Origin of the sequence: Paraburkholderia sp. WS6 (assembly GCF_030464835.1) — a bacterium.
Taxonomy (GTDB): Bacteria; Pseudomonadota; Gammaproteobacteria; order Burkholderiales; family Burkholderiaceae; genus Paraburkholderia; species Paraburkholderia madseniana.
The window spans coordinates 1-25,001 of the sequence record NZ_JALQCK010000018.1; the positions used below are offsets into that span (position 1 = coordinate 1).

General features: G+C 62.6%; 23 protein-coding genes and 1 riboswitch. Of the genes, 13 read left to right on the plus strand and 10 right to left on the minus strand.

Annotated features, from left to right (window positions below):
• Positions 1 to 176: 176 nt before the first annotated feature.
• The 4 genes from M0D64_RS21445 to M0D64_RS21460 all read right to left on the minus strand — a co-directional run bounded on the left by M0D64_RS21445 (position 177) and on the right by M0D64_RS21460 (position 4,591).
• Positions 177 to 1,070: an ABC transporter permease gene (locus M0D64_RS21445; protein ID WP_266259132.1), complete on the minus strand. Its 894-nt coding sequence runs from the start codon at positions 1,068 to 1,070 to the stop codon at positions 177 to 179.
• A gap of 2 nt (positions 1,071 to 1,072) precedes the next feature.
• Positions 1,073 to 1,987, minus strand: a complete 915-nt coding sequence (locus tag M0D64_RS21450; RefSeq protein WP_266259133.1) for an ABC transporter permease — start codon at positions 1,985 to 1,987, stop codon at positions 1,073 to 1,075.
• 97 nt (positions 1,988 to 2,084) lie between these two features.
• Positions 2,085 to 3,380 carry a PotD/PotF family extracellular solute-binding protein gene (locus M0D64_RS21455; protein ID WP_154565886.1) on the minus strand — a complete coding sequence of 432 codons (1,296 nt, stop codon included), beginning with the start codon at positions 3,378 to 3,380 and terminating at the stop codon, positions 2,085 to 2,087.
• A 152-nt stretch (positions 3,381 to 3,532) separates the two neighbouring features.
• Complete coding sequence (locus M0D64_RS21460; RefSeq protein WP_266259134.1) at positions 3,533 to 4,591, minus strand: ABC transporter ATP-binding protein; 1,059 nt, start codon at positions 4,589 to 4,591, stop codon at positions 3,533 to 3,535.
• A 316-nt stretch (positions 4,592 to 4,907) separates the two neighbouring features.
• Between M0D64_RS21460 and M0D64_RS21465 the strand changes: the two genes are divergently transcribed.
• Both M0D64_RS21465 and M0D64_RS21470 read left to right on the plus strand, forming a co-directional pair.
• The gene (locus M0D64_RS21465) at positions 4,908 to 5,873 is read left to right on the plus strand and encodes a polysaccharide deacetylase family protein (RefSeq protein WP_266259135.1); all 966 of its coding nucleotides are present in this window, start codon (positions 4,908 to 4,910) and stop codon (positions 5,871 to 5,873) included.
• Positions 5,870 to 6,637: a GntR family transcriptional regulator gene (locus M0D64_RS21470; RefSeq protein WP_266259136.1), complete on the plus strand. Its 768-nt coding sequence runs from the start codon at positions 5,870 to 5,872 to the stop codon at positions 6,635 to 6,637. Before M0D64_RS21465 ends, M0D64_RS21470 begins: the two co-directional genes overlap by 4 nt.
• Positions 6,638 to 6,671: 34 nt before the next feature.
• On the opposite strand, the gene ggt is transcribed toward M0D64_RS21470, so the two are convergent.
• The gene (gene ggt, locus M0D64_RS21475) at positions 6,672 to 8,258 is read right to left on the minus strand and encodes a gamma-glutamyltransferase (protein WP_266259137.1); all 1,587 of its coding nucleotides are present in this window, start codon (positions 8,256 to 8,258) and stop codon (positions 6,672 to 6,674) included.
• Between the two features lie 350 nt (positions 8,259 to 8,608).
• On the opposite strand from ggt, the gene atzF reads away from it, so the two are divergent.
• The 9 genes from atzF (at position 8,609) to M0D64_RS21520 (ending at position 17,996) form a co-directional block, all read left to right on the plus strand.
• Positions 8,609 to 10,474 carry an allophanate hydrolase gene (gene atzF, locus M0D64_RS21480; RefSeq protein ID WP_266259138.1) on the plus strand — a complete coding sequence of 622 codons (1,866 nt, stop codon included), beginning with the start codon at positions 8,609 to 8,611 and terminating at the stop codon, positions 10,472 to 10,474.
• A 40-nt stretch (positions 10,475 to 10,514) separates the two neighbouring features.
• Complete coding sequence (locus M0D64_RS21485) at positions 10,515 to 11,612, plus strand: BMP family ABC transporter substrate-binding protein (RefSeq protein WP_266259139.1); 1,098 nt, start codon at positions 10,515 to 10,517, stop codon at positions 11,610 to 11,612.
• Between the two features lie 57 nt (positions 11,613 to 11,669).
• Positions 11,670 to 12,785 (plus strand): ABC transporter permease, encoded by a 1,116-nt coding sequence (locus M0D64_RS21490; RefSeq protein ID WP_097396658.1) that lies wholly within the window; start codon positions 11,670 to 11,672, stop codon positions 12,783 to 12,785.
• The gene (locus tag M0D64_RS21495; protein WP_266259140.1) at positions 12,778 to 13,704 is read left to right on the plus strand and encodes an ABC transporter permease; all 927 of its coding nucleotides are present in this window, start codon (positions 12,778 to 12,780) and stop codon (positions 13,702 to 13,704) included. The genes M0D64_RS21490 and M0D64_RS21495 overlap by 8 nt, the downstream gene beginning before the upstream one ends.
• Positions 13,705 to 13,765: 61 nt before the next feature.
• A complete protein-coding gene (locus tag M0D64_RS21500) occupies positions 13,766 to 14,500 on the plus strand; it encodes a cysteine hydrolase family protein (protein WP_266239294.1) in 735 nt (244 codons plus the stop codon).
• Positions 14,501 to 14,503: 3 nt separating this feature from the next.
• On the plus strand, positions 14,504 to 16,141 hold the full coding sequence (locus M0D64_RS21505; RefSeq protein ID WP_266259141.1) for an ABC transporter ATP-binding protein: 1,638 nt from the start codon (positions 14,504 to 14,506) through the stop codon (positions 16,139 to 16,141).
• The gene (locus tag M0D64_RS21510; protein ID WP_266259142.1) at positions 16,138 to 16,833 is read left to right on the plus strand and encodes a cysteine hydrolase family protein; all 696 of its coding nucleotides are present in this window, start codon (positions 16,138 to 16,140) and stop codon (positions 16,831 to 16,833) included. Before M0D64_RS21505 ends, M0D64_RS21510 begins: the two co-directional genes overlap by 4 nt.
• Complete coding sequence (gene hpxZ, locus M0D64_RS21515) at positions 16,824 to 17,210, plus strand: oxalurate catabolism protein HpxZ (protein ID WP_266259143.1); 387 nt, start codon at positions 16,824 to 16,826, stop codon at positions 17,208 to 17,210. Before M0D64_RS21510 ends, hpxZ begins: the two co-directional genes overlap by 10 nt.
• Positions 17,211 to 17,246: 36 nt before the next feature.
• Complete coding sequence (locus tag M0D64_RS21520) at positions 17,247 to 17,996, plus strand: GntR family transcriptional regulator (RefSeq protein ID WP_266259145.1); 750 nt, start codon at positions 17,247 to 17,249, stop codon at positions 17,994 to 17,996.
• A gap of 138 nt (positions 17,997 to 18,134) precedes the next feature.
• Here the strand turns inward: M0D64_RS21520 and M0D64_RS21525 are convergent, their stop codons facing one another.
• Positions 18,135 to 19,253, minus strand: a complete 1,119-nt coding sequence (locus M0D64_RS21525) for an alkene reductase (RefSeq protein ID WP_266259146.1) — start codon at positions 19,251 to 19,253, stop codon at positions 18,135 to 18,137.
• A 206-nt stretch (positions 19,254 to 19,459) separates the two neighbouring features.
• Between M0D64_RS21525 and M0D64_RS21530 the strand changes: the two genes are divergently transcribed.
• Positions 19,460 to 20,347: a LysR substrate-binding domain-containing protein gene (locus tag M0D64_RS21530; RefSeq protein WP_266259147.1), complete on the plus strand. Its 888-nt coding sequence runs from the start codon at positions 19,460 to 19,462 to the stop codon at positions 20,345 to 20,347.
• Between the two features lie 31 nt (positions 20,348 to 20,378).
• Here M0D64_RS21530 and M0D64_RS21535 read toward each other — a convergent pair whose 3' ends face one another.
• The 4 genes from M0D64_RS21535 to M0D64_RS21550 all read right to left on the minus strand — a co-directional run bounded on the left by M0D64_RS21535 (position 20,379) and on the right by M0D64_RS21550 (position 23,903).
• Positions 20,379 to 21,422: a rod shape-determining protein gene (locus M0D64_RS21535; RefSeq protein ID WP_028194510.1), complete on the minus strand. Its 1,044-nt coding sequence runs from the start codon at positions 21,420 to 21,422 to the stop codon at positions 20,379 to 20,381.
• A gap of 120 nt (positions 21,423 to 21,542) precedes the next feature.
• Entirely contained in the window at positions 21,543 to 21,998 is a 456-nt protein-coding gene (locus tag M0D64_RS21540; protein ID WP_266259148.1) for a hypothetical protein, read from the minus strand.
• Positions 21,999 to 22,066: 68 nt separating this feature from the next.
• Positions 22,067 to 23,110, minus strand: a complete 1,044-nt coding sequence (locus M0D64_RS21545; protein ID WP_266259149.1) for an ABC transporter substrate-binding protein — start codon at positions 23,108 to 23,110, stop codon at positions 22,067 to 22,069.
• Positions 23,111 to 23,283: 173 nt separating this feature from the next.
• A riboswitch (guanidine-I (ykkC/yxkD leader) is annotated at positions 23,284 to 23,417 on the minus strand.
• 117 nt (positions 23,418 to 23,534) lie between these two features.
• Positions 23,535 to 23,903: a MarR family transcriptional regulator gene (locus tag M0D64_RS21550; protein ID WP_171928392.1), complete on the minus strand. Its 369-nt coding sequence runs from the start codon at positions 23,901 to 23,903 to the stop codon at positions 23,535 to 23,537.
• 156 nt (positions 23,904 to 24,059) lie between these two features.
• Here M0D64_RS21550 and M0D64_RS21555 point away from each other — a divergent pair, with 156 nt between their 5' ends.
• Positions 24,060 to 24,998 (plus strand): sugar phosphate isomerase/epimerase, encoded by a 939-nt coding sequence (locus M0D64_RS21555; protein ID WP_266259150.1) that lies wholly within the window; start codon positions 24,060 to 24,062, stop codon positions 24,996 to 24,998.
• The last annotated feature ends 3 nt before the right edge of the window (positions 24,999 to 25,001 follow it).

The window sequence follows — 25,001 nt, forward strand, 5'->3', positions numbered from 1 at the left end:
TCCATCTCGCGTACAAGGTCGCTTGATGGAATGGGGCTTAAGTTGAGAGCATTGCCCCGCACAGGGGCAACGCTAATAGACCACTAACAATGCAAGGAAAGGCACCAAGGCCAGAACAAGGAAAAGCCAACACCCCAGGCAAACAGAAAAACAAGCGCCGAGCAGGCAAAGAAACGTTACTTCACCCGCCGACGCCCCAACCCCCGCACCGCGAGCAAACACAAAACCATAACCGTGAGCGACAAGACCGTGGTCATCGTCCCAAGCGCATAAATCACAGGCGTCGTCACCGACGTGGTAAGACCCTGCAATTCGAGCGGCAAGGTATTCTGATCTCCGATCGCCTGCGAGGTACGCGAAATCTCATCCCATGAAAGGGTGAAACCAAACATTGCGACGCCGACAACCGAAGGTCCGATGATAGGCAAAACAACATGCCGGAAGCTTTGCCACGGCGTGGCGCCAAGATCCCGCGAAGCCTCTTCGTAAGCAGGATTGAAGCGGTTGAACACAGCAAACATCACAAGCAAACCGAATGGCAGTGTCCACGTCAAATGCGCACCCAGCGCCGACGTGAACAGGCCCATCGACGTCGTATAGGTATCGGCAAACGACTGATACCCCCACGCGGAAGCGAGATACTTCACACCGTTATCGAGCAACCGGAACGTCAGCCCGATCCCAAGCGAAACGATAATGGACGGCATGATCAGACTGGCGACCGAGACGTAAAAGACCGCCGTATCCCCGCGAAACCGCCGGCGAAAAGCCAATCCGGCTGCCACCGAGAACAGCACCGTCAACACGGTTACAGCCAGCGCGAGCCGCACTGATCGCCCAAATGCACCCCAGATGTCAACGTCGCCGACGCCGTCACGCAGCGCGGCAAACCAGTGCAACGACACCCCACGCATCGGAAACGTCAACCCGCCCTCGGGTCCCTGAAACGAAAGAATGAAAATCGTAATGACCGGTCCATACAGGAACAGCACGAACAAGCCGAACAGCAGCGCAAGCCAGTAAAAGCTGGCCGGCCGACGCTCTCGATGTTTGAGGCGAATGGCCTGCATCTTCACAGCTCCTTGCGGATGTCGACCACCCGCGTCAAACCCCACACGATCATCAACACCACGGCCAGCAGAATGATCGCGTTGGCTGCCGCGGCGGGAAATTGCAGGTAGCCGGTCTGGACCTGAATGATCTTGCCGACCGATGCGATCTGCTGGCCGCCCATCACGCCGACGGTCAGGAAATCGCCCATTACGATCGTGATCACGAAGATCGAGCCGATCACAATGCCGGTCTTCGATAGCGGCAACACCACGTCGCGAATCACTTGCCAGCCGCTCGCCCCCGCATCGCGTGCCGCTTCGAGCAAGGAGCGGTCGATCCGCATCATCGCGTTGAAAATCGGCACGATCATGAAGAACGTATAGAGGTGCACGAACGCCAGCACGACCGAGAAGTTCGAATACAGCAGCCATTCGAGCGGCTGGTCGATCAGATGCGCGCCCAGCAGTGCCTGATTGACGAGCCCGTTACGGCCGAGCAACGGCATCCAGGAAATCATGCGGATCACGTTCGACGTCCAGAAGGGAATCGTGCAGACGAGGAACAGGATTGTCTGCATGCTCGTCGTGCGCACGTGGAACGCGAGGAAGTAAGCGATCGAAAAACCCAGCAGCAAGGTCACGGTCCATACGATCGCGCAGAACTTGAGCGTCGACCAGTACGTCTTGAGGGTCACGCAGACGTCCGTCATCGACGAACAGCCGTTGAAAATCGCCGCGTAGTTTTTCAACGTGAACGCCGGGATGATCTGGTATTCGTTGAAGTCCCAGAAACTGACGATCAACGTGATGGCCAACGGCACGATGAAAAACAGCAGGAACGTGAGCGAAAGCGGCGTCGCCTGCAACCATGCCGGCGCGCGCCGGTGTTTGACGGGCTCATCCTGCGCGTGAGAGGGAAGGTCGATCGTTGCCATGGGCGGATATCAGTGGAAGCACTTTTGCGGCATGACCGCGTCATCGAAGAACTGCCGGCATGTCATGCACCGGCAGTCCGGCATGCGATTCAGTCGCTCAAGCCGCGATGAACTCGTTCCACTTCTGAACCATGTAGATGTTCTCGTCCATCACCGCATTCCAGCAGGCAATCGCCCCCATGCGCTGGTTGTACGAGCCACCGTCGCGCACGGTGCCGGTTTTTTCGAGCAGCTGGCCGTCAGGTGCCTTGATATCCTGCGCGGCAGCTTTGCCTTCGATCCAGTAGTCCCATTCGTAAGGCTGCATGTGCGTTTTCGCCGTCTCGAGCACACCGGAGTAATAGCCCTGACGCATCAGGTAGGCGCCGGCCCAACCGTCCTGGAACCAGTTGACGAACTCGTACGCAGCGTCGAGTTTCTTGCCTTGCAGCGAGCGCGGAAAGCCGAAACCCGACGCCCACGAGCGATAGCCTTCCTTGAGCGGCTGGAATTTGCAGGCGACGCCCATGGTGCGCACTTTGGTCACGGCGGGCGACCACATCGACTGGATCACAACCTCGCCCGACGCCATCAGGTTCACGCTTTCGTTGAAATCCTTCCAGAACGCGCGGAACTGGCCGGCGCGCTTGGCTTCGATCAGGATCTTGATGGTCTGGTCGATTTCGGCCTTGGTCATGTTGCCTTTGTCGCCGTACTTCACGTGACCCATCGCCTCGATCGCCATCGCCGAATCCATGATGCCGATCGCGGGAATGTTCAACAGCGCCGCCTTGCCCTTGAATTGCGGATTGAGCAGTTCGGCCCAACTGTCGATCGGCCGCTTGATAAGGTCGGGACGGATGCCGAGCGTGTCCGCGTTGTATGTGGTCGGGATCAGCGTCATCCATTCGGTCGGCGTTGCAGAGAACTCGGTGGAGCGCGGGCCGGTCAGAAACATCACCTTCTTCGGCGCGGTGCCCTGATCGCCGATCTTCTTGCCGTTCACTTCACCGCGTGTCAGCACCGGCGTGATCTTGTCGGCGAGCTTGATACGTTTCGCGTCCATGCCCGCGAGCGTGCCGGCGGGAATCAGTTTCTTGAGGGCGAAATATTCGGTGTCGACAATGTCGAACGAGTTAGGCTGCGTGATGATGCGCTTGGCCACGTCGTCAGTCGTCACCGGCACGTATTGAATGTCGATGCCTGTGTCTTCCTTGAATTTCTTCGCGATGTCGGCGCTCTGGTTCACCGCCGTGCCGAGGTAGCGCAACGTGATCTTCTCCTGCGCATGCACGTACGGAAAGCCGGCAATGCCGGCCGCCGCCACAGCGCCCTTGATGAACGTGCGGCGCGACAGGCCCTTTTCCTTCAGATCGGATGCGGCCGCTGCCGGGCTCTCGTTCGCTTCACTCATTGCCTTCTCCTCAGTTGACGTTCGTTTGATCCGCGCTTGATGTTCGATCAGCGCCTGTTTGTCGTTCAGTTAAAGCTCAGTTCACGCCACTCGTTCAGAGACGTTCTCTGCGCCGCCATGTCACGCAAGGCAGCGCACAACCGCGCACCCGTTCAGGCCGCCAGCGGATGCGCGTCCTGCTCGTTCCACCAGACCACCACGCGTGCGTCGGGGCCGAGCCGCGCAGGGTCATAGTCGGCGTCGCTCACGAGCGAAATCAGTTCAGGCGAGCCGTCGAGCGGATCGAGCGTCATGCGTAAATGGGTGCCTTGGTACTCCGCTTCGCGTACCATGCAGGGCACACCGCCAATCCGCGTCAGGCCACTCTCACCGGTTGCGGTCTGGACGGGCGTGACGCCGTGCGGCACCACCCGCAGATGATCGGCGCGCACGGTAAACGAGCGGCCGTTCGTGTTGAATACGTTGTGACCACCGAGAAAGCGCGCGACGAATTCCGTACGCGGACGGTTGAAGACTTCGTGCGGCGTGCCACTTTGTTCGATGCGCCCGTGGCTCATCACGACCACCAGATCGGCAAGCGCCATTGCTTCTTCCTGCGAATGCGTGACGTGCACGAACGTGATGCCGAGTTCTTTCTGCCAGCGTTTGAGTTCCGCACGCATCTGTACACGCAGAAAGGGGTCGAGCGCCGAAAGCGGCTCGTCGAGCAATAGACAACCCGGTTGATTCAGCAACGCACGAGCGAGCGCCACACGTTGCTGCTGGCCACCCGACAGTTGCGCCGGTTTGCGTTCGGCATACGCGGACATCGCGACCAGTTCCAGCAGCTCACCGGCACGCTTGCGGCGCACATCCTTCGCGATGCCGCGCATCTTCAGGCTGAACGCGACGTTATCGAGCGCGCTCAGATGCGGGAACAGCGCGTAGTTTTGAAAGACCATTGCCGTGCCGCGGGCAGCGGGTTCTTCCCGCGTGACATTGCGTCCCGCGATCAGAATGTCACCCTCGGAGACCGATTCATGCCCGGCGATCATGCGCAGGGTCGAGGTCTTGCCGCATCCCGAGGGCCCGAGCAGGCAGCAGTACTGGCCGCCGGCAATGCGCAGATCGATGGCGTCGACGGCAAGCGAGTCGCCGTATTGCTTCGACACGTGCACCAGTTCGATATCGGCGGCTGTAGTTTCGAGCACCGTTGAAGCAGGCTGAATCATGGAGTGGGTGTCCTCGTGAACGGCGAAGTGCTGACGCACGCAAAACCACACGCGATGCCTCGGCGAAGCCATCCAAACGCAAGACATGTGCCATCCGTCGCTTCGTAATGGTCGCGGATTGCAAACGCGCCGGTGTGCTTAACGTCGACGAGTTGGCTCACATATTGCAAACGATCTGCAGCGTCGATCGTCAGCGATCAAAGCGTTTCTTTTGCGCAATCGCGGTGCGTCTTCGGTCCGTCCCGGGGCATGATCCGGCCAACTCGGTTCATGCAGGGCGCCCTGCGTCGCTTTTAGTCACTCACGGCTTCTTTACATGAACGACACACGGAACATGCCCGCAGCAGAGAATCGCGCCCGTCAATCGATCGCCACCCATGGCCGCTTTTCCTATCGCCCGATCACGGACAGCGATGCGTTCCGCTGGCCCGGCGATAGCGGACTCGCGGTCTACCTCGGCTTCAATATCGAGCACTTTGCGTTCGGCGAGGGACTCGGCGCCGCGCTCGGCCCGATTTCGCCGCAACCGGATGTGCTGAACCATAGCTGGCGCGAGTACGGCAACCGCGTGGGCGCGTGGCGCTGCATCGAACTGTTCGACCAACTTGCAATGCCAGCAGGCACGCTCATCAATACCGCGCTCTACGACCATTGCCCGGAACTGATTGCGGCCTGCGTGGCGCGTGGCGACGAACTGATCGGTCACGGTCACACCAATGCGCATCGGCAAAGCGACCTCGACGAAAATGGCGAACGTGAACTGCTTCGGCATTGCCGCGAACGTATCGCCGAAGTCTCCGGCACGCCGCCGGAGGGCTGGCTCTCACCGTGGATCTCCGAATCGCACCTGACGCCTGACCTGCTGGCCGAGACCGGTTATCGCTATACGCTGAACTGGTGTCACGACGATCGTCCGGTACGCATGGCTACACGCAGTGGGCCGTTATGGTCGATTCCGTACCCGCAGGAACTCAACGATCTGCCGATGATGGTGGGCCGCCATATGGACGGCCGCGCGTTCGCCGACATGATCGTCGATCAGTTCGACGAGATGCTTGAACAGGCTAATCGCGGCACGCAGCCGCAGGCGCTCGTGATGGGTATCGCGTTCCATCCTTATCTGGTGGGGCAGCCATATCGACTACGGCATCTGCGCCGCGCACTCGACCATATCGCCGCGGCACGAGCGAAAGGCGATGTGTGGATCACGACGCCGGGCGCAATCGCGCATCACATGGACGAACTGGAGCGGGACGGCGTGTTGCGCCCGGAGGTCGCATGAGCACGAGCACGAGCACCAAGCCGAAAGCCGGCGCGGTCACCGCCAGAAAAACGCCGAAGGAAGAAGCGGACGTCGACGAGCGCATCTATCAATCGATCTTCGACGGCGTGCTGAACCACCGTTTGACGCCCGGCACGAAGCTGCCGGAGCCCGAGTTGTGCCAACTGTTCGGTGTAGGCCGCGCGGTCGTGCGGCGGGTACTGGAGAAGCTCGCCTACGACGGCATCGTCGTGCTGCGGCCGAACAAGGGCGCCGTGATCGCCGAGCCGACACCGGAGGAAACGCGCGAGATCTTCGAGGCGCGGCGCTCCGTTGAACGCATGCTGGTCGAGCTGGCCGTACAGCGCGCGAGCGCCCAGGACATCAAGGCCTTGCGCCAGCAACTGGCGAGCGAACACGAGGCGATGCATCGCTTCGACCAGCCTTCGTGGGCCACGCTCGCGAGCGGTTTTCATATGCGCATCGCTGCGCTCGCGGGCAACTCGATCCTGCAAAACTATCTGAAGGAACTGGTTTCGCGCTGCTCGCTCATTGTCGGCGTATATGAACCGCCGGGGCACGCGCCGTGCGAGCACGCTGAACATGCGACGATTGTCGATTGCATCGCGGCACGCGATGCAGCGGGCGCTATGGCCCATATGGAAGCGCACCTTCGCGATATCCAGGAGCGGATCGAAACCTCGCGGATGCGCGGCGAGAAGAGCCTGGGCCAGTTGCTCGGCATCACTGGCTACGCCAATGCGTCAGCGCGGGAAACTACGTGAGTGGCGACACGCGACCGCTTGACGCCCGGCTGACTCAAACCCCAAGCGCACGGCCGTCGCTACGTGGATCGTGCGCGCCTGATGCCGCACCGTCCGACTCGATGCGGATCACGCCTGGATGGCCCGCCAACGGACTCTGCGCCGGAATAGCGCTCACCTCATGTCCACGTGCAGCGAGTTCGGCGAACACGTTGGCGCCGGCGTCTTCTTCGAGCTTCAACGCATCGCGTGTATCGGAGAAAGTCTTGCCAAGCAGAAAGCGCGGACGGGCGAGGGCAGTGAGCGGGTCCATCCCGTAGTCGATCAGCCGCGTGAGGATCGCGGCCAGCGTTTGCGGCTGACCGTCGGCGCCTTGCGTGCCGAACAGCAGATGTGGCCGGCCATTCTTCAGATACATGCCGGGGTTGAGCGTATGGAACGGCCGCTTGCCCGGTTCCACCGCGTTGTGATGCGCGGGATTCGTGCTGAATGACGCGCCGCGGTTGTGCCACAGAATCCCCTTATCGCCCGCCACCACGCCGCTACCCCAGTCAAAGTAAACCGTTTGCAGAACACTGACGCTGCGGCCTTCGCTATCCGTCGCGCCGATAAACACCGTGTCGCCCGGGCGGAACACATGGGGCCATGCGCGCGCTTCACGCAGATCGATCGAGCGTGCATACGCATCGAGCGCGGCGGGCGACAGCATGTCGTCGACCGGCACGGAGTTGAACTCAGGATCGGACACGAAGCGGTCGCGGTCCACGAACGCGACCTTCACCGCTTCCACCAGCAGGTGGTAGTACTCGGCGCTGCCCTCGGCAATCTGCGCAATGTCGAAACGATCGAGCATGCCCATGATCTGCAGGGTCGTCACACCTTGAGTCGGCGGCCGCATGCTGACCAGTTCGCCGCCACGGTAGGCCACGCGCAATGGCGCCTCATCGCGTGCTTGCGTTCGCGCCAGATCGCTCAACGTCAGCGGCGAGCCGGCTTCGCGCAGACCGTGTGCGATCCGCTCGGCAAGCTCGCCCTCATAGAATTCGCGCGCGCCGAAGCGGGCAATCCGCTCGATGCTCTTTGCCAGCGCAGGTTGCACAAAGCGTTCGGCGATGGCAGGAATTTGGCCGTTCGGCGCGAAAGTTGCCGCGAAGCCGGGCAGGGTGTGCAATTCGTCCGCCCGCATGCTTTGCCAGAAATGCTGCGAGGGCGTGACCGGGAAGCCATCGGTTGCATATTCCAGCGCACGGTCGAACAGCGACGACCACGATTGCGCGCCGCCCCATGCATCTTTGCTGATCTCGTACGCCTGACGCCATGTGTCGACGGTCGCGGCCGTGGTGAGTGCCGAGGCAGCACCGCGCAGTGGAATGGCGCCTGTGAACGCGGGCAGTTCCTGCGCGGCCTGGCCGATGCCCGACACCGTACGCAGCATCCCTTGCCGATCGCCGATCACCCAGAAAGCGTCGCCGCCGAGTCCGGTGAAATGCGGATACGTCACGCACAACGCTGCGCCGATGGCGATCGCGGCTTCGATCGCGTTGCCGCCCGCAAGCAATACGTCGCGACCCGCCTCGCTCGCCAACGCATGAGGGCTGGTGACCATGCCGGCGGTCGAACGGGCGAGTCGGGTGTCGTGCATCGATGCTCCGCTACGGGGGACGAGCAGTGAGTGAGTTCGTCGGAGTAGCGAGTATAAGTTCGCGCACGGCGCCGAAAAAAATCGGCACGTAGCGGTAACGTGCGATCGCGCGGCGCCGCTGCGCGCCAGGCTCGAATGCAGGGCGCAGGAGCCCCGAGTTGGGGAGCGCTGCACCATGACGCATTGATCGAAGGGCGGCAGCGCGGCCCGTCCTCGCCGCCGGTAAATCGTCGCAAAACCAAACCTGGCAAGGCTAACAGCGCGTTCGGGCGAACTTGAAAGTCACCTGGCATAGCTCCTGCTAATTTGAGTTCAAACTTGTATTCAAGATTGAACTCAAGGAAAAACCAGTGCCAATTTCGTCGCCCCTGAAGGTCCGTAGTCTCCTCTCGGCTTATGCCGCCAAGCGTCTTACGCCGACTGAGGTCGTGGCGTCGGCGCTTGCCCGTATCGCCGAAATCGACCGGCCGGAAGTCTGGATCCTGCGTGTGCCCGCTGCGGACGTAGAGGCCCGCGCCCACGCGCTCGAAGCGCTTTACGAAGAGCAGGGCAGTGCCGTGTTCGAACGGATGCCGCTGTTCGGCGTGCCGTTCGCGGTCAAAGACAATATCGACGTTGCCGGCTTGCCGACCACCGCCGCGTGCGAGCCGTTCAGCTATACGCCGGACACCTCGGCATTCGCCGTGCAGTGCCTCATCGACGCCGGCGCGATCCTGATCGGCAAGACCAATCTCGACCAGTTCGCAACGGGCCTCGTCGGCACGCGTTCGCCTTACGGCGCGGTGCGGAACACCGAGTATCCAGAGCGCGTGTCGGGCGGCTCGAGTTCAGGCTCGGCGGTTGCCGTGGCCGCGGGTTGCGTGGCCTTTTCGCTCGGCACCGACACGGCCGGGTCCGGGCGCGTGCCGGCTGGGTTCAACGGGCTTGTCGGCCTGAAGCCGTCGCTTGGACTCGTCAGCAAGCGCGGCGTGGTGCCGGCGTGCCGCAGCCTCGACACGATCTCGGTGTTCGCGCACGACGTTGACGATGCATGGCGCGTGTTCAATGAAATCGCGTGCTTCGATCCGCTCGACGGTTACTCGCGCAAGGTACCGGGTCTCGGTCTCCTGCGTAGCGCGCCGCGGATCGGCGTGCCGGATCATCTCGAGTTCTACGGGGACGCAGCGGCGAATCAGGCCTTCTCAGCCGCACTCGATACGCTCTCTACCCATCTGCATCTCGCGCCCACGCCGATCGACTTCCAGCCGCTCAAACAGGTCTCCGCGCTGCTCTACGACGGCCCCTGGGTGGCGGAAAGACGCGCCGCGCTCGGTTCATTCTTCGAGACGCATCACGAAGCGGTCCATCCGGTCGTCGCCACGGTGATCGGCAAAGCGGATCGTTACAGTGCCGCTGACGCGTTCAATGGCCAGTACGCGCTTGCCGATCTGAAGCGGCACGCCGAACAGCTCTTCGAGACGATCGACATCCTGATCGTCCCGACTACGCCGACGCATCCGTTGATCGCCGATGTGCAGGCCAATCCTGTGGAGTTGAACAGCCAGCTTGGCTACTACACGAACTTCGTCAACCTGCTCGATCTGTGCGCGTTGGCCGTGCCGTGCCGACGTCGCCAGGACGGTTTGCCGGCCGGCGTCACGCTGATCGCGCCGAGCGGCGCGGACCGTCGGCTCGCCGAGTTGGGCGCGCGGATCCAGGCGCTGTTCGCGACCGAGGCCCGGAGCGCGAGCGAAGCTGCGGCCACGGCAATGACCGAAAAGAAAACCGCGCCCGCGCCAAACGCGATCGCGCCATTGCCGTTTCAGGAGCCGACCGTCGCGCTTGCTGTGGTCGGTGCGCATCTGCGTGGCCAGCCGCTGAACTGGCAACTTCAGGAAGCCGGTGCGCGTTTTGTCATGGCAACGCAAACCGCCGCCGGTTACACGCTTTACGCGCTCGCCAACACGCAACCGCCGAAACCAGGCTTGGTGCGCGTCACCGACCAGCAAGGCGCACCCATCGCCGTGGAAGTCTGGGAAATGCCGCTGCGCACCTTCGGCAAATTTGTCGCCGACGTGTCCGCACCGCTCGGTATCGGCTCCGTGCAACTCGCCAACGGCCTCACGGTGAAGGGCTTCATCTGCGAACCGTCGGCGGTCAGCAACGGCAGTGGCGCACTAGACATCACCTCGTTTGGCGGCTGGCTCGCTTATCTCGACAGCCTGAATGTCAACTGAGGGCCAACGCTCTTCACCTCTCCACAAGGAATTGGACACCATGACCAGTCGCCGCAATTTCATCAAGAGCGCCAGCCTGTTGACGCTCGGCAATATCCTGCCGATTCAATCGGTATTTGCCGCGCCGAAGACGACGGTCGGCGTGATCTACGTCGGCGCGCGCAGCGACTACGGGTACAACCAAGCCCAGGCGACCGCTGCCGCTGTCATCAAGAAAATGCCTGACGTGAAGGTGGTGGAAGAGGAGAACGTGCCCGAAACCATCGCCGTGCAGAAAACCATGGAAGCGATGATCGAACAGGACGGCGCGACGCTGATTTTCGCGACCTCGTTCGGTTACTTCGATCCGCATGTGCTGAAGATGGCGGCCAAATATCCGAAGGTGCGTTTCGCGCATTGCGGCGGTTTGTGGAAGCAGGGCAACCCGTCGAACATCACCAGCTACTTCGGTTATATCGACGAATGCCAGTACCTGAACGGCGTCGTCGCGGGCCACATGACGAAGAGTAAGAAGCTCGGCTTCGTCGCCGCCAAACCGATTCCGCAGGTGCTGCGCAACATCAACTCGTTCACGCTCGGCGCGCAGTCCGTCGATCCGTCGATCACCACGCAGGTGATTTTCACGGGCGACTGGTCGATGCCCGTGAAGGAAGCGGAAGCCACCAACAGTCTCATCGATCAGGGCTGCGATGTGCTGACCTGTCACGTCGATGGCCCGAAGGTCGTCGTCGAAACGGCGGAAAAGCGCGGCGCGATGAGTTGCGGCTACCACGCGAGCCAGGCGGCGCTCGCGCCGAAAGGCTATCTGACCGGCGCGGAATGGGACTGGGCGACGCCGTACAAGCAACTGGTCACGGGCGCACAGGCCGGCACGCCGCAACCGAATGTGTTGCGCGGCGGCTTGAAAGAAGGCTTCGTGAAGATGTCGCCGTACGGCGCGAAAGTCACCGCGCCGGCGAAGCAGAACGCCGACTCGATCAAAAGCAGCATGGTGGCCGGCAATTTCGTGATCTTCAAAGGACCGATGAAGGACAACAAGGGCGGCACGGCGATCGCCTCCGGCGCGAGCCACATACAGACCGACTACACGCTCGAGAGCATGAACTATCTGGTGGCAGGCGTCGTCGGCCAAATCTGATCCTGGCCTGCGTGATTGTGTGAGTGTGCGTGACTTTGCATGAGCGAAGGAGCCATGATGCGCCCCAATGCCCCTACCGCGAGAGTGATGCTGTCGCTCTTGCCCGCGCTGCCGACCGCGTTGGCGGTGCTCGGCACGCTGCTGCTGTTTTCGTTGTTCCTGCTGGTGCAGGGGCAGCCGGCGCTCGATGCGATCGGTTTGATCTTCGAGGGCGCTTTCGGCTCGTCGTTCGCGTGGCAGAGCACCTTGCTGCGTGCGTCGCCGTTGATGTTGACCGCGTTGTGCGTCGCGCTGCCCGCCCAGGTCGGACTTATCGTGATCGGTGGCGAGGGCGCGCTCGCGCTCGGCGGCATGTGCGCGGCGATCGTCCCGCAGATGCTGCCGCACGGCACGCCGTGGCTGATCGCCACGCCGTTGATGGCGGTGGCGGGCATGCTGGCCGGCGGTATCTGGATCGGCGCGGTCGGCGCGTTGCGGCAGTGGCGTGGCGTCAACGAGACGATCAGCAGCCTGTTGATGTCGTATATCGCGATCGCGCTCTTCAAACATCTGGTGGAAGGGCCGCTGCGCGACCCCGCAAGCCTGAACAAGCCGTCCACCTATCCGGTGCCCGACGCGATGATGATCGGCTCGATCCCTGGGCTCGACACGCACTGGGGACTGTTCTGGGGCGTCGTCGCGTGCATCGCGGCGTGGGTGTTCGTAAAGTTCAGCACCAAGGGCTTTGCGATGCGCGTGGTGGGCGGCAGTCATCGCGCGGCGCGTCTGGTCGGCTTGCCGGTCAATCTGCTGGCCCTTGCCGCGTGCGTATTGGGCGGTGCTGCGGCGGGACTCGGCGGCATGTTCGAAGTGGCGGCGGTGCAGGGCAGTGCAAATGCATCTTTGCTCGCGGGTTATGGCTATGCGGGCATCCTCGTTGCGTTCGCCGCACGGCAGAATCCGCTCGCGATCATCGCGTGTGCGCTGATGATCGGCGGCATCGAAGCGAGCGGTTCTCTGCTGCAACGTCGGCTCGACCTCCCCGACGCCACCACGCTCGTCCTGCAAGGTCTGCTGTTCGCCAACCTACTCGCGTGGGAAGCACTTGGCGGGCGCATCGCCGCATGGCGCGTCAAATTGCAGGCCGCCGCGCAGACCGACCTTCCCGTGCAACTGGAGCAGACCCATGCCTGATATGCACTCGCCCATCGTGATCTTGTTGCTGTCGCTGTTCGCCGGTGCGATCCGTGTCAGCACGCCTTATCTGTTCGTCAGTCTCGGCGAGTGTTTAACCGAGAAGGGCGGGCGCGTGAATCTCGGCCTCGAAGGCATCCTCGTGTCAGGCGCGATGAGCGGCTATGCCGGCGCTTTTCTGACCGGCTCGCCGTGGGCCGGCGTGCTTGCGGCCGGTTTCGTAGGCTTGCTGCTCGGCTGTCTGCACGGCCTCGTGTGCTCGTTGCCGCGCGTGTCGGACATTGCGTTCGGCATCGCGTTGATGCTGCTCGGCACCGGGCTCGCGTTCTATCTCGGCAAGCCTTTCATCGAACCGCAGGCGCCGATGCTGCCGTTCATCGACCTCGGCACGTGGACCTCGTCGCCACAATTGCATAACGCGCTGCATATCAACCTGCTGTTCGTGATCGGCGTGGTGTTGTCCTTCGTTCTGCAATGGGGCATGCGCAATACCCGTTGGGGGATGGTGCTGCGGCTCGTCGGCGATCACGCCGAGACGGCGCGCGCCATGGGCTATCCGCTCACGCGTGTACGCATCGCCGCGACGGCGGTGGGCGGCGTGTTCGCGGGCATCGGCGGTGCATATCTGTCGCTGGTGTATCCGGGTAGCTGGAATGAAGGGCTCTCCAGCGGACAAGGACTGATGGCGGTCGCGCTGGTGATCTTCGCGCGCTGGCAGCCTTTGCGTTGCCTGTGGGCCGCGTTGCTGTTCGGTGCGGCGGGCGCGCTCGGGCCGGCGTTGCAGGCGATCGGCGTGACGAGCGGCTACTACCTCTACAACGCGGCGCCTTATGTGCTGACGCTAGCGATCATGATCGTCAATTGCCGTCCGGATCGCACGCTGGCTGGCGCGCCGGGCGAGTTGAGCCTGACTCGCTGAGCTTGCCCCACCGTGCGTGCCTTCAAAGACCCCGCCAGGACCTAACAAGGATCTCACCGCCATGAACCGATTCATCGAAGCGAAACCGTACCCGTGGCCATACGATGGCGACCTGCGCCCGGACAACACGGCACTCGTGATCATCGACATGCAGACGGATTTCTGCGGCCACGGCGGCTATGTCGACAAGATGGGCTACGACCTGTCGCTGACGCGCGCGCCGATCGAGCCGATCAAAAGCGTGCTGAAGCCGATGCGCGAACTGGGCTTCACGATCATTCACACGCGTGAAGGGCATCGCCCGGACCTCTCCGATCTGCCCGCGAATAAACGCTGGCGCAGCCGCCGCGCGGGCACCGACGGCGTAGGCATCGGCGACGACGGCCCCTGCGGCAAGATCCTCGTGCGAGGCGAACCGGGCTGGGAAATCATCGACGAACTGAAGCCGCTGCCAGGCGAGATCATCATCGACAAACCCGGCAAGGGCTCCTTCTGTGCGACGGATCTCGAACTGATTCTGCGTACGCGCGGCATCGTCAATCTGGTGCTGACCGGCATCACCACCGACGTCTGCGTCCACACGACGATGCGCGAAGCCAACGATCGCGGCTTCGAATGCACGGTGCTGGCCGATTGCTGCGGCGCGACCGACAAGAGCAATCACGACGCCGCGTTGCACATGATCACCATGCAAGGCGGCGTGTTCGGCACGGTGTCGGATTCACACGCGCTGCTGGCTACGCTACTGGCCACGACGGCTGCGCCAGCAGCGGCGCTGGCCACTTCAGGCAGATAAACCATGACCACGGCGCCGAAGGCATTGGGCGTGGAAGTGCTGAACGCAAGCAAAACGTTCGGCGCGTTTCGCGCATTGGATAGCGTCTCGATCAAGGTCAAAGCCGGCACGATTCACGCGCTGCTCGGCGAGAACGGGGCGGGCAAGAGCACGCTCGTGAAGGGACTGGTCGGCTATGGCGTGCTCGACGACGGGCAGATCGCCGCCGATGACCGTGAAGTCCACATCGCGTCGCCGCGTGATGCACAGGCGCTCGGCATTGGCATGGTGTATCAGCATTTCACGCTGGCGTCGGGCCTATCGGTCGAAGAAAACCTGTTGCTCGCGCGCGGACGGATGCCGTGGAAAATCGACTGGAAGGGCGAGCGCGCCGCGCTTGCTGCGTTCATGCAGCGCATGCCGTTTCGCTTGCCGCTCGACGCGCCGGTGGCTATGCTCGCCGCCGGTGAAAAACAAAAACTCGAGATCCTGAAGCAGCTTTACTTGCAGCAGCGCTTCCTGATTCTCGACGAACCCACCTCGGTCCTGACACCGCAGGAAGCGGACGAGGTGCTTGGCCTGATGCGCGATCTGACCTCGCGCGGCGAACTGACGGTGCTGATGATCACGCACAAGTTCCGCGAAGTGATGGCCTATGCCGACGACGTCACCGTGTTGCGCAAGGGCCGGCAAGTCGGCACGAGCGCGGTTGCCAACACCAGCCGAGACGAACTCGCAGCGTGGATGATGGGCACCGTCGCTACCCATGCGCCGAACGAAGTCCCTTTGAAGGACCAAGCGCCGGTGATGGCCGCGGTGACCGTGGAACGCCTGCCACGCAAACCCGTCGACGACACGGCGCAGGTGCGTCTCGCGTTGCACGACGTTTCAGTCGAAGACGATCGCGGCCACACGGCAGTCAAGCACGCGACGCTCTCTGTGCGTGCGGGCGAAATCCTCGGACTTGCAGGCGTTTCCGGCAACGGACAGAAGGAGCTGGTGGAAGCGCTGGTCGGTCAACGTCGCGTGAAAGCCGGCGACATGGAGGTGGCAGGCAAGGCCTATCACGCAACGCGCGAAGAAATGACCCAACGTCGCGTGTTCGCGATTCCCGAGGAACCACTGAAGAATGCCTGCGTCGCCGCAATGACCGTGGCGCAGAACCTCGCGCTGCGCGACTTCGATCGCGAGCCGTTGCGGCGCGGCGGCTGGTGGCTCGACCGGCGAGCCGTGCGTGAGCGCGCCGCGCAGCTGATCGCCGAGTTCAACGTGCGTCCACCGCTACCCGAACGAACCATTGGCACGCTGTCGGGCGGCAATGTGCAGCGCGCGGTGTTGGCGCGCGAACTCGGACAGCCGGTGGATGTGCTGATCGTCGCGAATCCTGTATTCGGTCTGGATTTCGCGTCGGTTGCCGATATCCATGCCCGTCTGATGGCCGCACGCGATGCAGGCGCGGCGGTGCTGCTGGTCAGCGAAGACCTCGACGAACTGCTCGAACTGGCCGACCGCATCGTGGTGATCGCGGAGGGCAAACTGGTGTTCGAGACGCCTGCGGCGCGCGCGGACCGGACCGTGCTGGGTCAGCATATGGCAGGGCACGGCGATACCCCGGCGCATCGCGCCGTACCCGCAGAAAGAATGAAGGAAGCCATCGGATGACACAGCAAACCCCGTTGACGATCGACGCCCAACCGGGTCCCTTCACCTTGGACCCCACGAAAACCGCGCTGATCGTAATCGATATGCAGCGCGATTTCATCGAACCGGGCGGCTTCGGCGAATCGCTTGGCAACGACGTGTCGCTGCTGGCCGAGATCGTGCCGACCGTCGCGGCGTTGCTGGCATTCGCGCGCCAGCATCAATGGCTCGTGGTGCATACGCGTGAATCGCATGCGGGGGATCTGTCCGACTGCCCGCCGGCGAAACGGCTCAGGGGCGCGCCCAATGCCCGCATCGGCGATGCCGGACCGATGGGGCGCATCCTGATTCGCGGTGAGCCCGGCAATGCGATCATCGAGCCGCTCGCGCCGCTTGCCGGTGAACTCGTGATCGACAAACCCGGCAAGGGCGCGTTCTACGCCACCCGGCTCGGTGAAGAGCTTGCGATGCGCGGCATCACGCATCTCGTGTTCGCGGGCGTGACCACCGAAGTGTGCGTACAGACCTCGATGCGCGAGGCCAACGACCGCGGCTACGACAGTCTGCTGGTCGAAGATGCGACCGCCAGCTATTTCCCCGCGTTCAAACAGACGACGCTCGAGATGGTGCGCTCGCAAGGCGGCATTGTCGGCTGGACCGCGCCGCTTTCTTCATTGACGAAATTCGACGAGACGATCCCGGCATGGAGATAAATCAGCCCGAAGTGGTAGCTCAAGTGCAGGCAGCCTTTGTCGAATACGAGCGGGCGCTGGTCGACAACGACGTCGCGGCAATGAACGCGCTTTTCTGGCACACGCCGGAGACGGTCCGCTACGGCATCGCCGAAATCCAGCATGGCGGCGAAGCGATCCGCGCATGGCGCGAGACCTGCGAGCCGGTGCCAAAGTCGCGCAAACTGCATCGCACCGTGGTCACGACATTCGGTACCGATTTCGCCACAGTCAGCACTGAGTTCACCAGCGATGCGACGCCTTTGATCGGCCGCCAGATGCAGACGTGGGCGAGGCTTGATTCCGCCGATGGCTGGAAGATCGTCGCGGCGCACGTCAGCCTTATCGCCATGCCATGAAACACCGATAATAAGAAAAAAGGGGATGTGGCATCAATGAACGACGATACGACGAATCTGCTTGAGACTCCCGCAGAGCCCGGCATGCCTGCCGTGCCGGCCGCCGCCAATCCGCTCGCCGAGCAGGTGTACCAGCAACTGAAGAACGATATCTTCAGCTTCCGCCTCTTTCCCGGCGACCGTTTTTCCGAAAATGGCATCGCGCAGCACTACGGCGTGTCGCGCACGCCGATGCGCGACGGCCTGTTTCGTTTGCAACGCGAGGGTTATCTGGAAGTCGGCTTCCGGCGTGGCTGGAAAGTCTCGCCGATCAATTTCGACCAGCTCGATCAGCTCTACGATTTGCGCATCGTGCTGGAAGTGGCGGCCGTCGAACGCGTGGGGGCGGGCGGCGACGTCGCGCATGCGGCCGTCGAAGCGCTGAAGGCGATATGGTGCGTCGAGCCCGAATTGCGCGAGAGCGACCCGGTCAAGATGTTCGGCATGGACGAGAACTTCCACCGTCAACTGGTCGCGGCAACGGGCAACGCGGAGATGCTGCGCGTGCATAACGAAGTGACCGAGCGCATCCGCATCGTGCGTCGGCTGGACTTCCTCAAACCGCACCGCACGAGCGCCACCTATGACGAGCATTCCACCATGCTGAACCTGATCGAACGCAACCGGGTGACGGAAGCGATCATCCTGCTGCGCGCGCATATCACGCAGAGCAAGCTGGAAGTGCGCAAGATCACGCTTTCCATGCTGGCCGCGGCGCGCGATAGCAAGTTGCCGTTTGTGTCCTGAGTGACCTCAATTCACCTTATGCGGCCGTGAGCGCACATTTATGAAGCATTCAGTGCCGACCGCGAATGTCCCTAACGCCAGCCAGTAAAGCGGCGCAAGGGAAGTTGGCTGGGTGGTGCTGTTCATCGTGTGCTCCACTTACGCTGCAACAGCGTCCGTGGTTTCGGTGCTGTAGAACGGGTAGTCGGTATAGCCGACGTCGGTGCCGCCGAAGAAGGTGGGGCGGTCATACGGGTTCAGCGGCAACTGAAGGCGCAGGCGTTCGGGCAGATCCGGGTTGGCGATGAAGTCGCGGCCAAACGCGACCAGGTCGGCGTCGCCTGCCTGCAGGACGGCTTCGGCGCTCGCGGCTTTGAAGCCGCCGGCGGCGATGATGACGCCCTTGTAGTGCTTGCGGATCAGTTGCGCGGCGACCGGGTTCGGGTCCTTGCTGTCGTCGTCGACGTTGCCCAGCACGCGCGGCTCGATCAGGTGCAGATAGGCCAGGTTCAGTTTCGCCAGTTCCTGCGCGACGTAGCTAAAGAGACCTTCCGGATTGCTGTCCGACATATCGCCCCAGGTGCCGCTCGGGCCAAGGCGCACGGCCACGCGGTCGCTGCCCCACACCGAGCTGACGGCCCGGGTGGCTTCGATCAGGAAACGGGCGCGGTTTTCGAACGAGCCGCCGTAGATGTCGGTGCGCTTGTTGCTGCCGTCCTGCAGGAACTGGTCGAACAGGTAGCCATTGGCGGCGTGCAGTTCGACGCCGTCAAAGCCCGCTTCCTTGCCGCGAATCGCCGCGGTGCGGAAGCTTTCCACCAGCCCGGCGATTTCGGGGATGGTCAGCGCACGGCTCGGCGTGTTCGGAATCCAGCCCGCTTCGGTGTAGGCAACGCCGCCATGCGGCACGGCAGATGGCGCCACCGGCTCCACGCCGCCTGGCTGCAACTGGCTGTTGGACTGACGCCCGGCGTGATAGAGCTGCAGGAAGATGCGGCCGCCTTTGGCGTGCACGGCGTCCGTGACCTGCTTCCAGCCGGCGATCTGGCTATCGTCATAGAGACCCGGCGCGCCGAGGTAGCCGTTGCCATTGGCAGCGGCGATGGTGGCTTCACCGATCAGGAAGCCACCTTCCGACGCGCGCTGCGCATAGTACTCGGCCATCAACGGGCCGGGCTTCGCGCCTTCGTCGGCACGCATGCGGGTGAGCGGCGCCAGCACGACACGATGGGACAACTGGTAGGGACCGACTTTGACTGCGGAATGGAGCCTGGACATGATTTCCTCGAGATTCAGTGGCTGGTGACGTTCAATCAACAGCGGGCTTTCGACCTTGAGGAGCAGTGTATGGACGGACGGAGATAAGAAAAATAGGCTAAGGTTCCGAATATATCGGACAGTAAAGTCCGAAATGGAACCGTAACCGGGTTTCGAACGCTCGCCTGCGTCGCCCGGCCGGCGCAAATCGGCCTCGGGAAGCGGCAATGGACAGCCTCAGCGGTATTTCGGTGTTTGTGCAGGTGGCGGAAACGCGCAGTTTTACCGAGGCGGGCCGGCTGCTTGGCGTATCGTCTTCGGCGGTCGGCAAAAGTGTTGCGCGCACCGAGGAGCGTCTCGGCGTGCGGCTCTTTCACCGCAGCACGCGCAGCATTACGCTGACGGCCGAAGGGGCGCTGTTCCTCGAACGATGCCGGCGCATCCTCGGCGAGCTCGAAGCGGCGGAAGCCGAACTGTCCGACGCCGCCGGCAGTCCGCGCGGCAGGCTGCGGATCAGCACGCCGCAACTGTCCGAGCTGATCATGCCGGCGCTGGACGGCTTCATGCTGCAATACCCGGACATCGAACTCGACGTCGATCTCTCCGATCGCATGGTGGACATCATCGAAGAAGGTTTCGATGCGGTGATACGCACGGGTGAGCAGCATGATTCGAGGCTGGTGTCGCGGCGCCTCGGTTCCTGCGGGCAGGTGCTGGTCGCCTCGCCCGGTTATCTGGAGAAGCACGGCGTACCCAAGCATCCTTCCGAACTCGTGCAGCATGCCTGTCTGCTACATAAATTCCCCGCCAGCGGCAAGCTGGAACGCTGGCCGTTTCAGCTCGCTGCGTCGGATGCGGAGCCGGAGTTGCCGCAAACCTTCGTCGCCAACACCATTGAAGTGCTGGGCTTTCTGGCGCTTCGGAACAAGGGCGTTGCCTTCGTGCCGACCTTCCTCGTGCGTGATGCGCTGGCAAGCGGTGCGTTACAGACCGTGCTCGACGATTTCATCGACCAGACCGTCACCTTCTGGATCTTGTGGCCGGCAAGCCGTTACGCGTCGCCGAAGTTGCGCGTCTTTATCGACTACGTCAGCCAGAACCTGCAGATCGGATAGCGACGGCAAAGAAACGTCTAAAAGCTGAGCTTTACTCGTACGAGAAAGCCCCGCCGAACTTATCCATCCGCTCCAGCGCCATCCCCGAGCCACGCACCACGCAGGTCAGCGGGGCTTCGGCGACAAACACCGGCAAGCCGGTTTCTTCCGCGAGCAGGCGGTCGAGATCGCGCAGCAACGCACCGCCGCCCGCGAGCATGATGCCGCGCTCGGCGATGTCGGCGCCCAGTTCCGGCGGCGTCTGTTCCAGCGCGATCTTCACCGCCGAGACGATCTGGTTCAGCGGATCGGTGAGCGCTTCGAGAATCTCGTTGCTGGACACCGTGAAGCTGCGCGGAATGCCTTCGGACATATTGCGGCCCTTGACTTCCATTTCCTTGACTTCGGAGCCCGGAAACGCGGAGCCGATTTCCTTCTTGATGGCCTCGGCGGTCTGCTCGCCGATCAGCATGCCGTAGTTGCGGCGAATGTAGTTGACGATCGCATCGTCGAACTTGTCACCGCCCACGCGCACCGAACCTTTATAGACGACACCGCCGAGCGAGATCACGCCCACTTCGGTCGTGCCGCCGCCGATATCGACCACCATCGAGCCGGTCGCTTCCGACACCGGCAGGCCGGCGCCGGTCGCTGCGGCCATCGGCTCTTCGATCAGATAGACCTGCGAGGCGCCCGCACTATGCGCGGCTTCCTTGATCGCGCGGCGCTCGACCTGAGTCGACCCGCATGGTACGCAGATGATGATGCGCGGCGACGGCGCGAACATCCGCGACTCGTGCGCCATCTGGATGAAGCGCTTGATCATCTGCTGGGTGATGTTGAAGTCGGCGATCACGCCGTCCTTCATCGGGCGGATCGCCTCGATATTGCCCGGCACCTTGCCGAGCATCTGTTTCGCTTCCTTGCCGACGGCCAGAATGATCTTCTTACCGTTCGGGCCGCCTTCCTGACGAATCGAGACCACCGAGGGTTCGTCCAGCACGATGCCCTTGCCACGCATATAGATCAGCGTGTTCGACGTGCCGAGGTCGATTGCCAGGTCGTTGGAAAAATAGCCACGCAAAAAACCGAACATGCAAATTCCTGTCTCGCTGATGCCGGGCGCGTGAGCGCGCCGCTTGGGATGCCGCCCGGAGGCGGCAGGCGACCAGGTGATGGCCGGAGAGAGGGAAGAATAACAGTTTCGGGCGCCGGGCTACTTCGGCGGGCGTGCTCGCAGCAAGTTGTCGCCCTGCCATTTGATGCGGTCGCAGTTGCTTTTGACCCGCACTGCGAATTCCGACGGGGAGTTGAGTTGCAGCGCGCGCATCTGGATCGCATCGCTATCCCCGCGCTGCCAGCCCGCCTGCCAGCGCGTATCGAACTGGCTGGCTTCGGTCAGGACCTTTCTGAGTTTCTCCTTGTACTCGACCACGTCCTGCTCGGAGCCTCCGCAGAATTCTTTGGCAAAGCGGGCGCGCTGGCCCGCGGCTTCCGCGCTGCCGTTGGCGCTGTCTTCGCTGGCCAACACGGATCGCGGCTGGGCCAGCAGCAGAAGCGACAAAAGCAGCGCCAGTACGGGTGCCAGCGCAACCAGGGCGTGATAGCGAGACCGGTTTTTATACACGATTGCCTCCTTGTGGCCGTCCTCCGGCGCCGCAATGAATCGCATGTGTGCAGCGACGGAGCGTGCTGCCCCCATATTACCGTGTATAGCTATAGACGCCCGGCCAGCGCTACTTACGGCGCATTGGTCAGCGCCGGATCGAGATAGGCGCTCACGTTCTGCGATTGCTTGTAGACCGCGTTGCGTACATTGAACTTGTCCGCGTTCACGCTCGAACCGTACACGGAATCCAGCCCGTCACCCTTGACGAAGGCCTTCCTCGCCGCCGTCGCGTCGAGCAGGTGCGTGCCTTTCAGCAACGGCAGATATTGGGCCGGCGTCAGGCCGACGCGCGCGGACATGATCTTGACGGCATCCGGTTGCGTCTTCGGATCGTTGATGTAGGCCACGCAGCGATACCAGACCTTGATCACCTTGGCCCAGTCGGCCTTGCGCGACTGCAGACTGACCGGATTGACCGTGATCGCGTCGTAGATCAGCCCTGGCGCGTCGGCCGAGGTGAAGATCGGACGTGAGCCCGGCACGCGCTTGAGTGCCTCGCCCGCGTTCGGTTGCCATGCGCCGACCGCTGCGACGTCGCCGGACGACGCCAGCACTTGCGGCAACTCATTCGTCTTCGCGTTGACGAGCGTGATGTCCGATTCCTTGAGCGCATGCTTTTCGAGCGCCGTGTCCAGCAACAGGTGATCGACCAGACCCATTTCGACGCCGACCTTCTTGCCCTTGAGTCCGGCCACGGTGCGAATGGGTGGCTTGGCCACGATCATGTCGTTGCCGCTCGAGTAGTCGGTCAGGAGAATCATCACGTTTTTGGCGCCGCTTGCGCCGGTGACCAGCGCATCGCCGTTGGTTGCGCCGACCGCGTCGAGCTTGCCGGCGGAGAACGCGTCGAGCGAGGCCGAGTAGTCGAACCACTGGAAATTGACATCCACGCCGGCTTCCTTGAACCAGCCTTTGTCGATGGCAACCTGGAACGCGACGAAGCCGGGCCAGTCGCTATAGCCGATGGCGAGCGGCGCGGCCGCTTGTGCAGGCGCGGCGGCGAAGCCGATGGCGACCGCGGCGGCAGCACCGGCGATCGCGCCACGCACACGGCGCGACGAGGCAAGGCTGCTCAGTAAGGTGAGGGACGTACGGGCGGATTCGAAGCGTTTCATCGTTTTCTCCAGGAGACCGGTCAATTGCGATTGTTGAGTTGGATCGCGCGGCGACTGCGCGATAAAACAACATGACCGGTTCCCGCGAGAATCCGAATGGTGCGGACACTGCGCGAAAACTGCGGGAGACAAACGCCGGCCACGGAGAGGCACGATAGGCATCGCTATCGCCAATCTCCCGGGCTTTTGTCCCGCCGTGTAGTGCGGCCAGCTCGTTCCCGGATCAAGTCCGAATCGAACGAACAGGTGCACCGGGCTGCTCTCGGACCAGACATTCTCGCGAACCGGAACCCTAGCATCCCTAAGATGCGACGCTGCCGCACCTCTCGGCAATTAATCTAGCGAGAAATATGCCAGCCGGATTGCGCGATGCGTCGGGATGCTTGTTATGCGAATGCTTCAACGCAGAAAGGGCGTCAATGGCTCAATCCAAGGTGGCAAAACGCTGATGCACGTAGGCGAGAAACTGCTCGAGGCGTTCCTCGATCGAGACCGCGAGACTGACCCGTTTGATGCGGCGATCCGCTTCGGAACTCGTCTCCAGCAACCAGCCGGCATCGATCAGCTCCTGCACGTAGCGCACCGCGGTGCGGCGGCTCACGCCAGGCATGAACTCGTAGAGCGCCGTTTTGGCGAAGTCGTCTTCCGGCTCCACCCACATCCGGCAAAACAGATCGCTGTAGTTAAGGTCGTTCAGCCCCAGGTCGCCGAAATGCGAGGACCACTGCCAGTCCATGTCGAGAATGGCGCGCGCGACGGCTTGCCCCTTGTGACGCGCAAGTTTCTTCTTCATCGATTCACCACGAGGAGGAGGGGTGCACAGTTTAAGTGCTAATCGCGCCGGAAATTGGGCGCGCCAGAATTATGCATGGCGAGGCCGGGATATTTTATTGGCGAAGGAATTTCGTGTGTACCATTGCATGCAATTTTGCATGTAATTGGAGAGGCGATGAAATTCGAATTGTTCAAGACGTTCTGGGGATTCGATGGTGGTCCGCGCGATGCCGCACCGCTGGTGCGCGCCGCCGGCTTCGACGGTATCGAAGCGCCCGTTCCGGCGGGTGGGGCGGAGCGTGAAGCGTTTGCGCAGGCAATCGCGGATGAACGTCTCGAGTTCATTGCGGAAATTACGACGGCGGGCAGTTATGTGCCGGAACGGTCCGCCACGCCGGCGGACCACTTGCGCGACTTCGAGGAAAAAATCATATGGGGCAAGCCACTCAGGCCGCGCTTTTTCAATGTGATGGCGGGCTGCGACGCATGGCCGGCCGCTACACAGATGGATTTCTTCGCGCGCGCGGTGGAGATTGCCGCGAAGCACGAGGTGACCTGCAGCTTCGAGACGCATCGCGGCCGCTCGTTCTACAACCCATGGATTACCCGCGACGTCGCGCGTGCCGTGCCGGACCTCAAGCTGACTTGCGACTTCAGCCATTGGGTGTCGGTGTGCGAGCGTCTTCTCGACAGCGAGTGGGACACGATCCTCGAGCTTGCGCCGCATGCGCATCATCTGCACGGGCGTGTTGGCTATCCGCAAGGTCCGCAGGTGCCGCATCCGGCTGCACCTGAGTACGCGGACTGCCTCGCCTCGCATCAGCGGATCTGGGAGGCGCTGTGGAGCGCGCAGGTCGATAGGGGCTATACGACCACGACGATGACACCCGAGTTCGGCCCCGACGGTTATCTGCACACTTTGCCGTTCACGAATGCTCCGGTGGCCGATCTATGGGAGATCAACACGTGGATGGGGCGCGAAGAGCGACGTCACATCGCGGCGTTTCTTGCCGGACGTGAGGCGCGGGGCGGCCTGCAAACCGAATCGCAAGCGAACCTGTCCGCGCAAATGCATTCGCCGACTCAATCGCCCACCGAACCGCAGCCCGTATAAGCC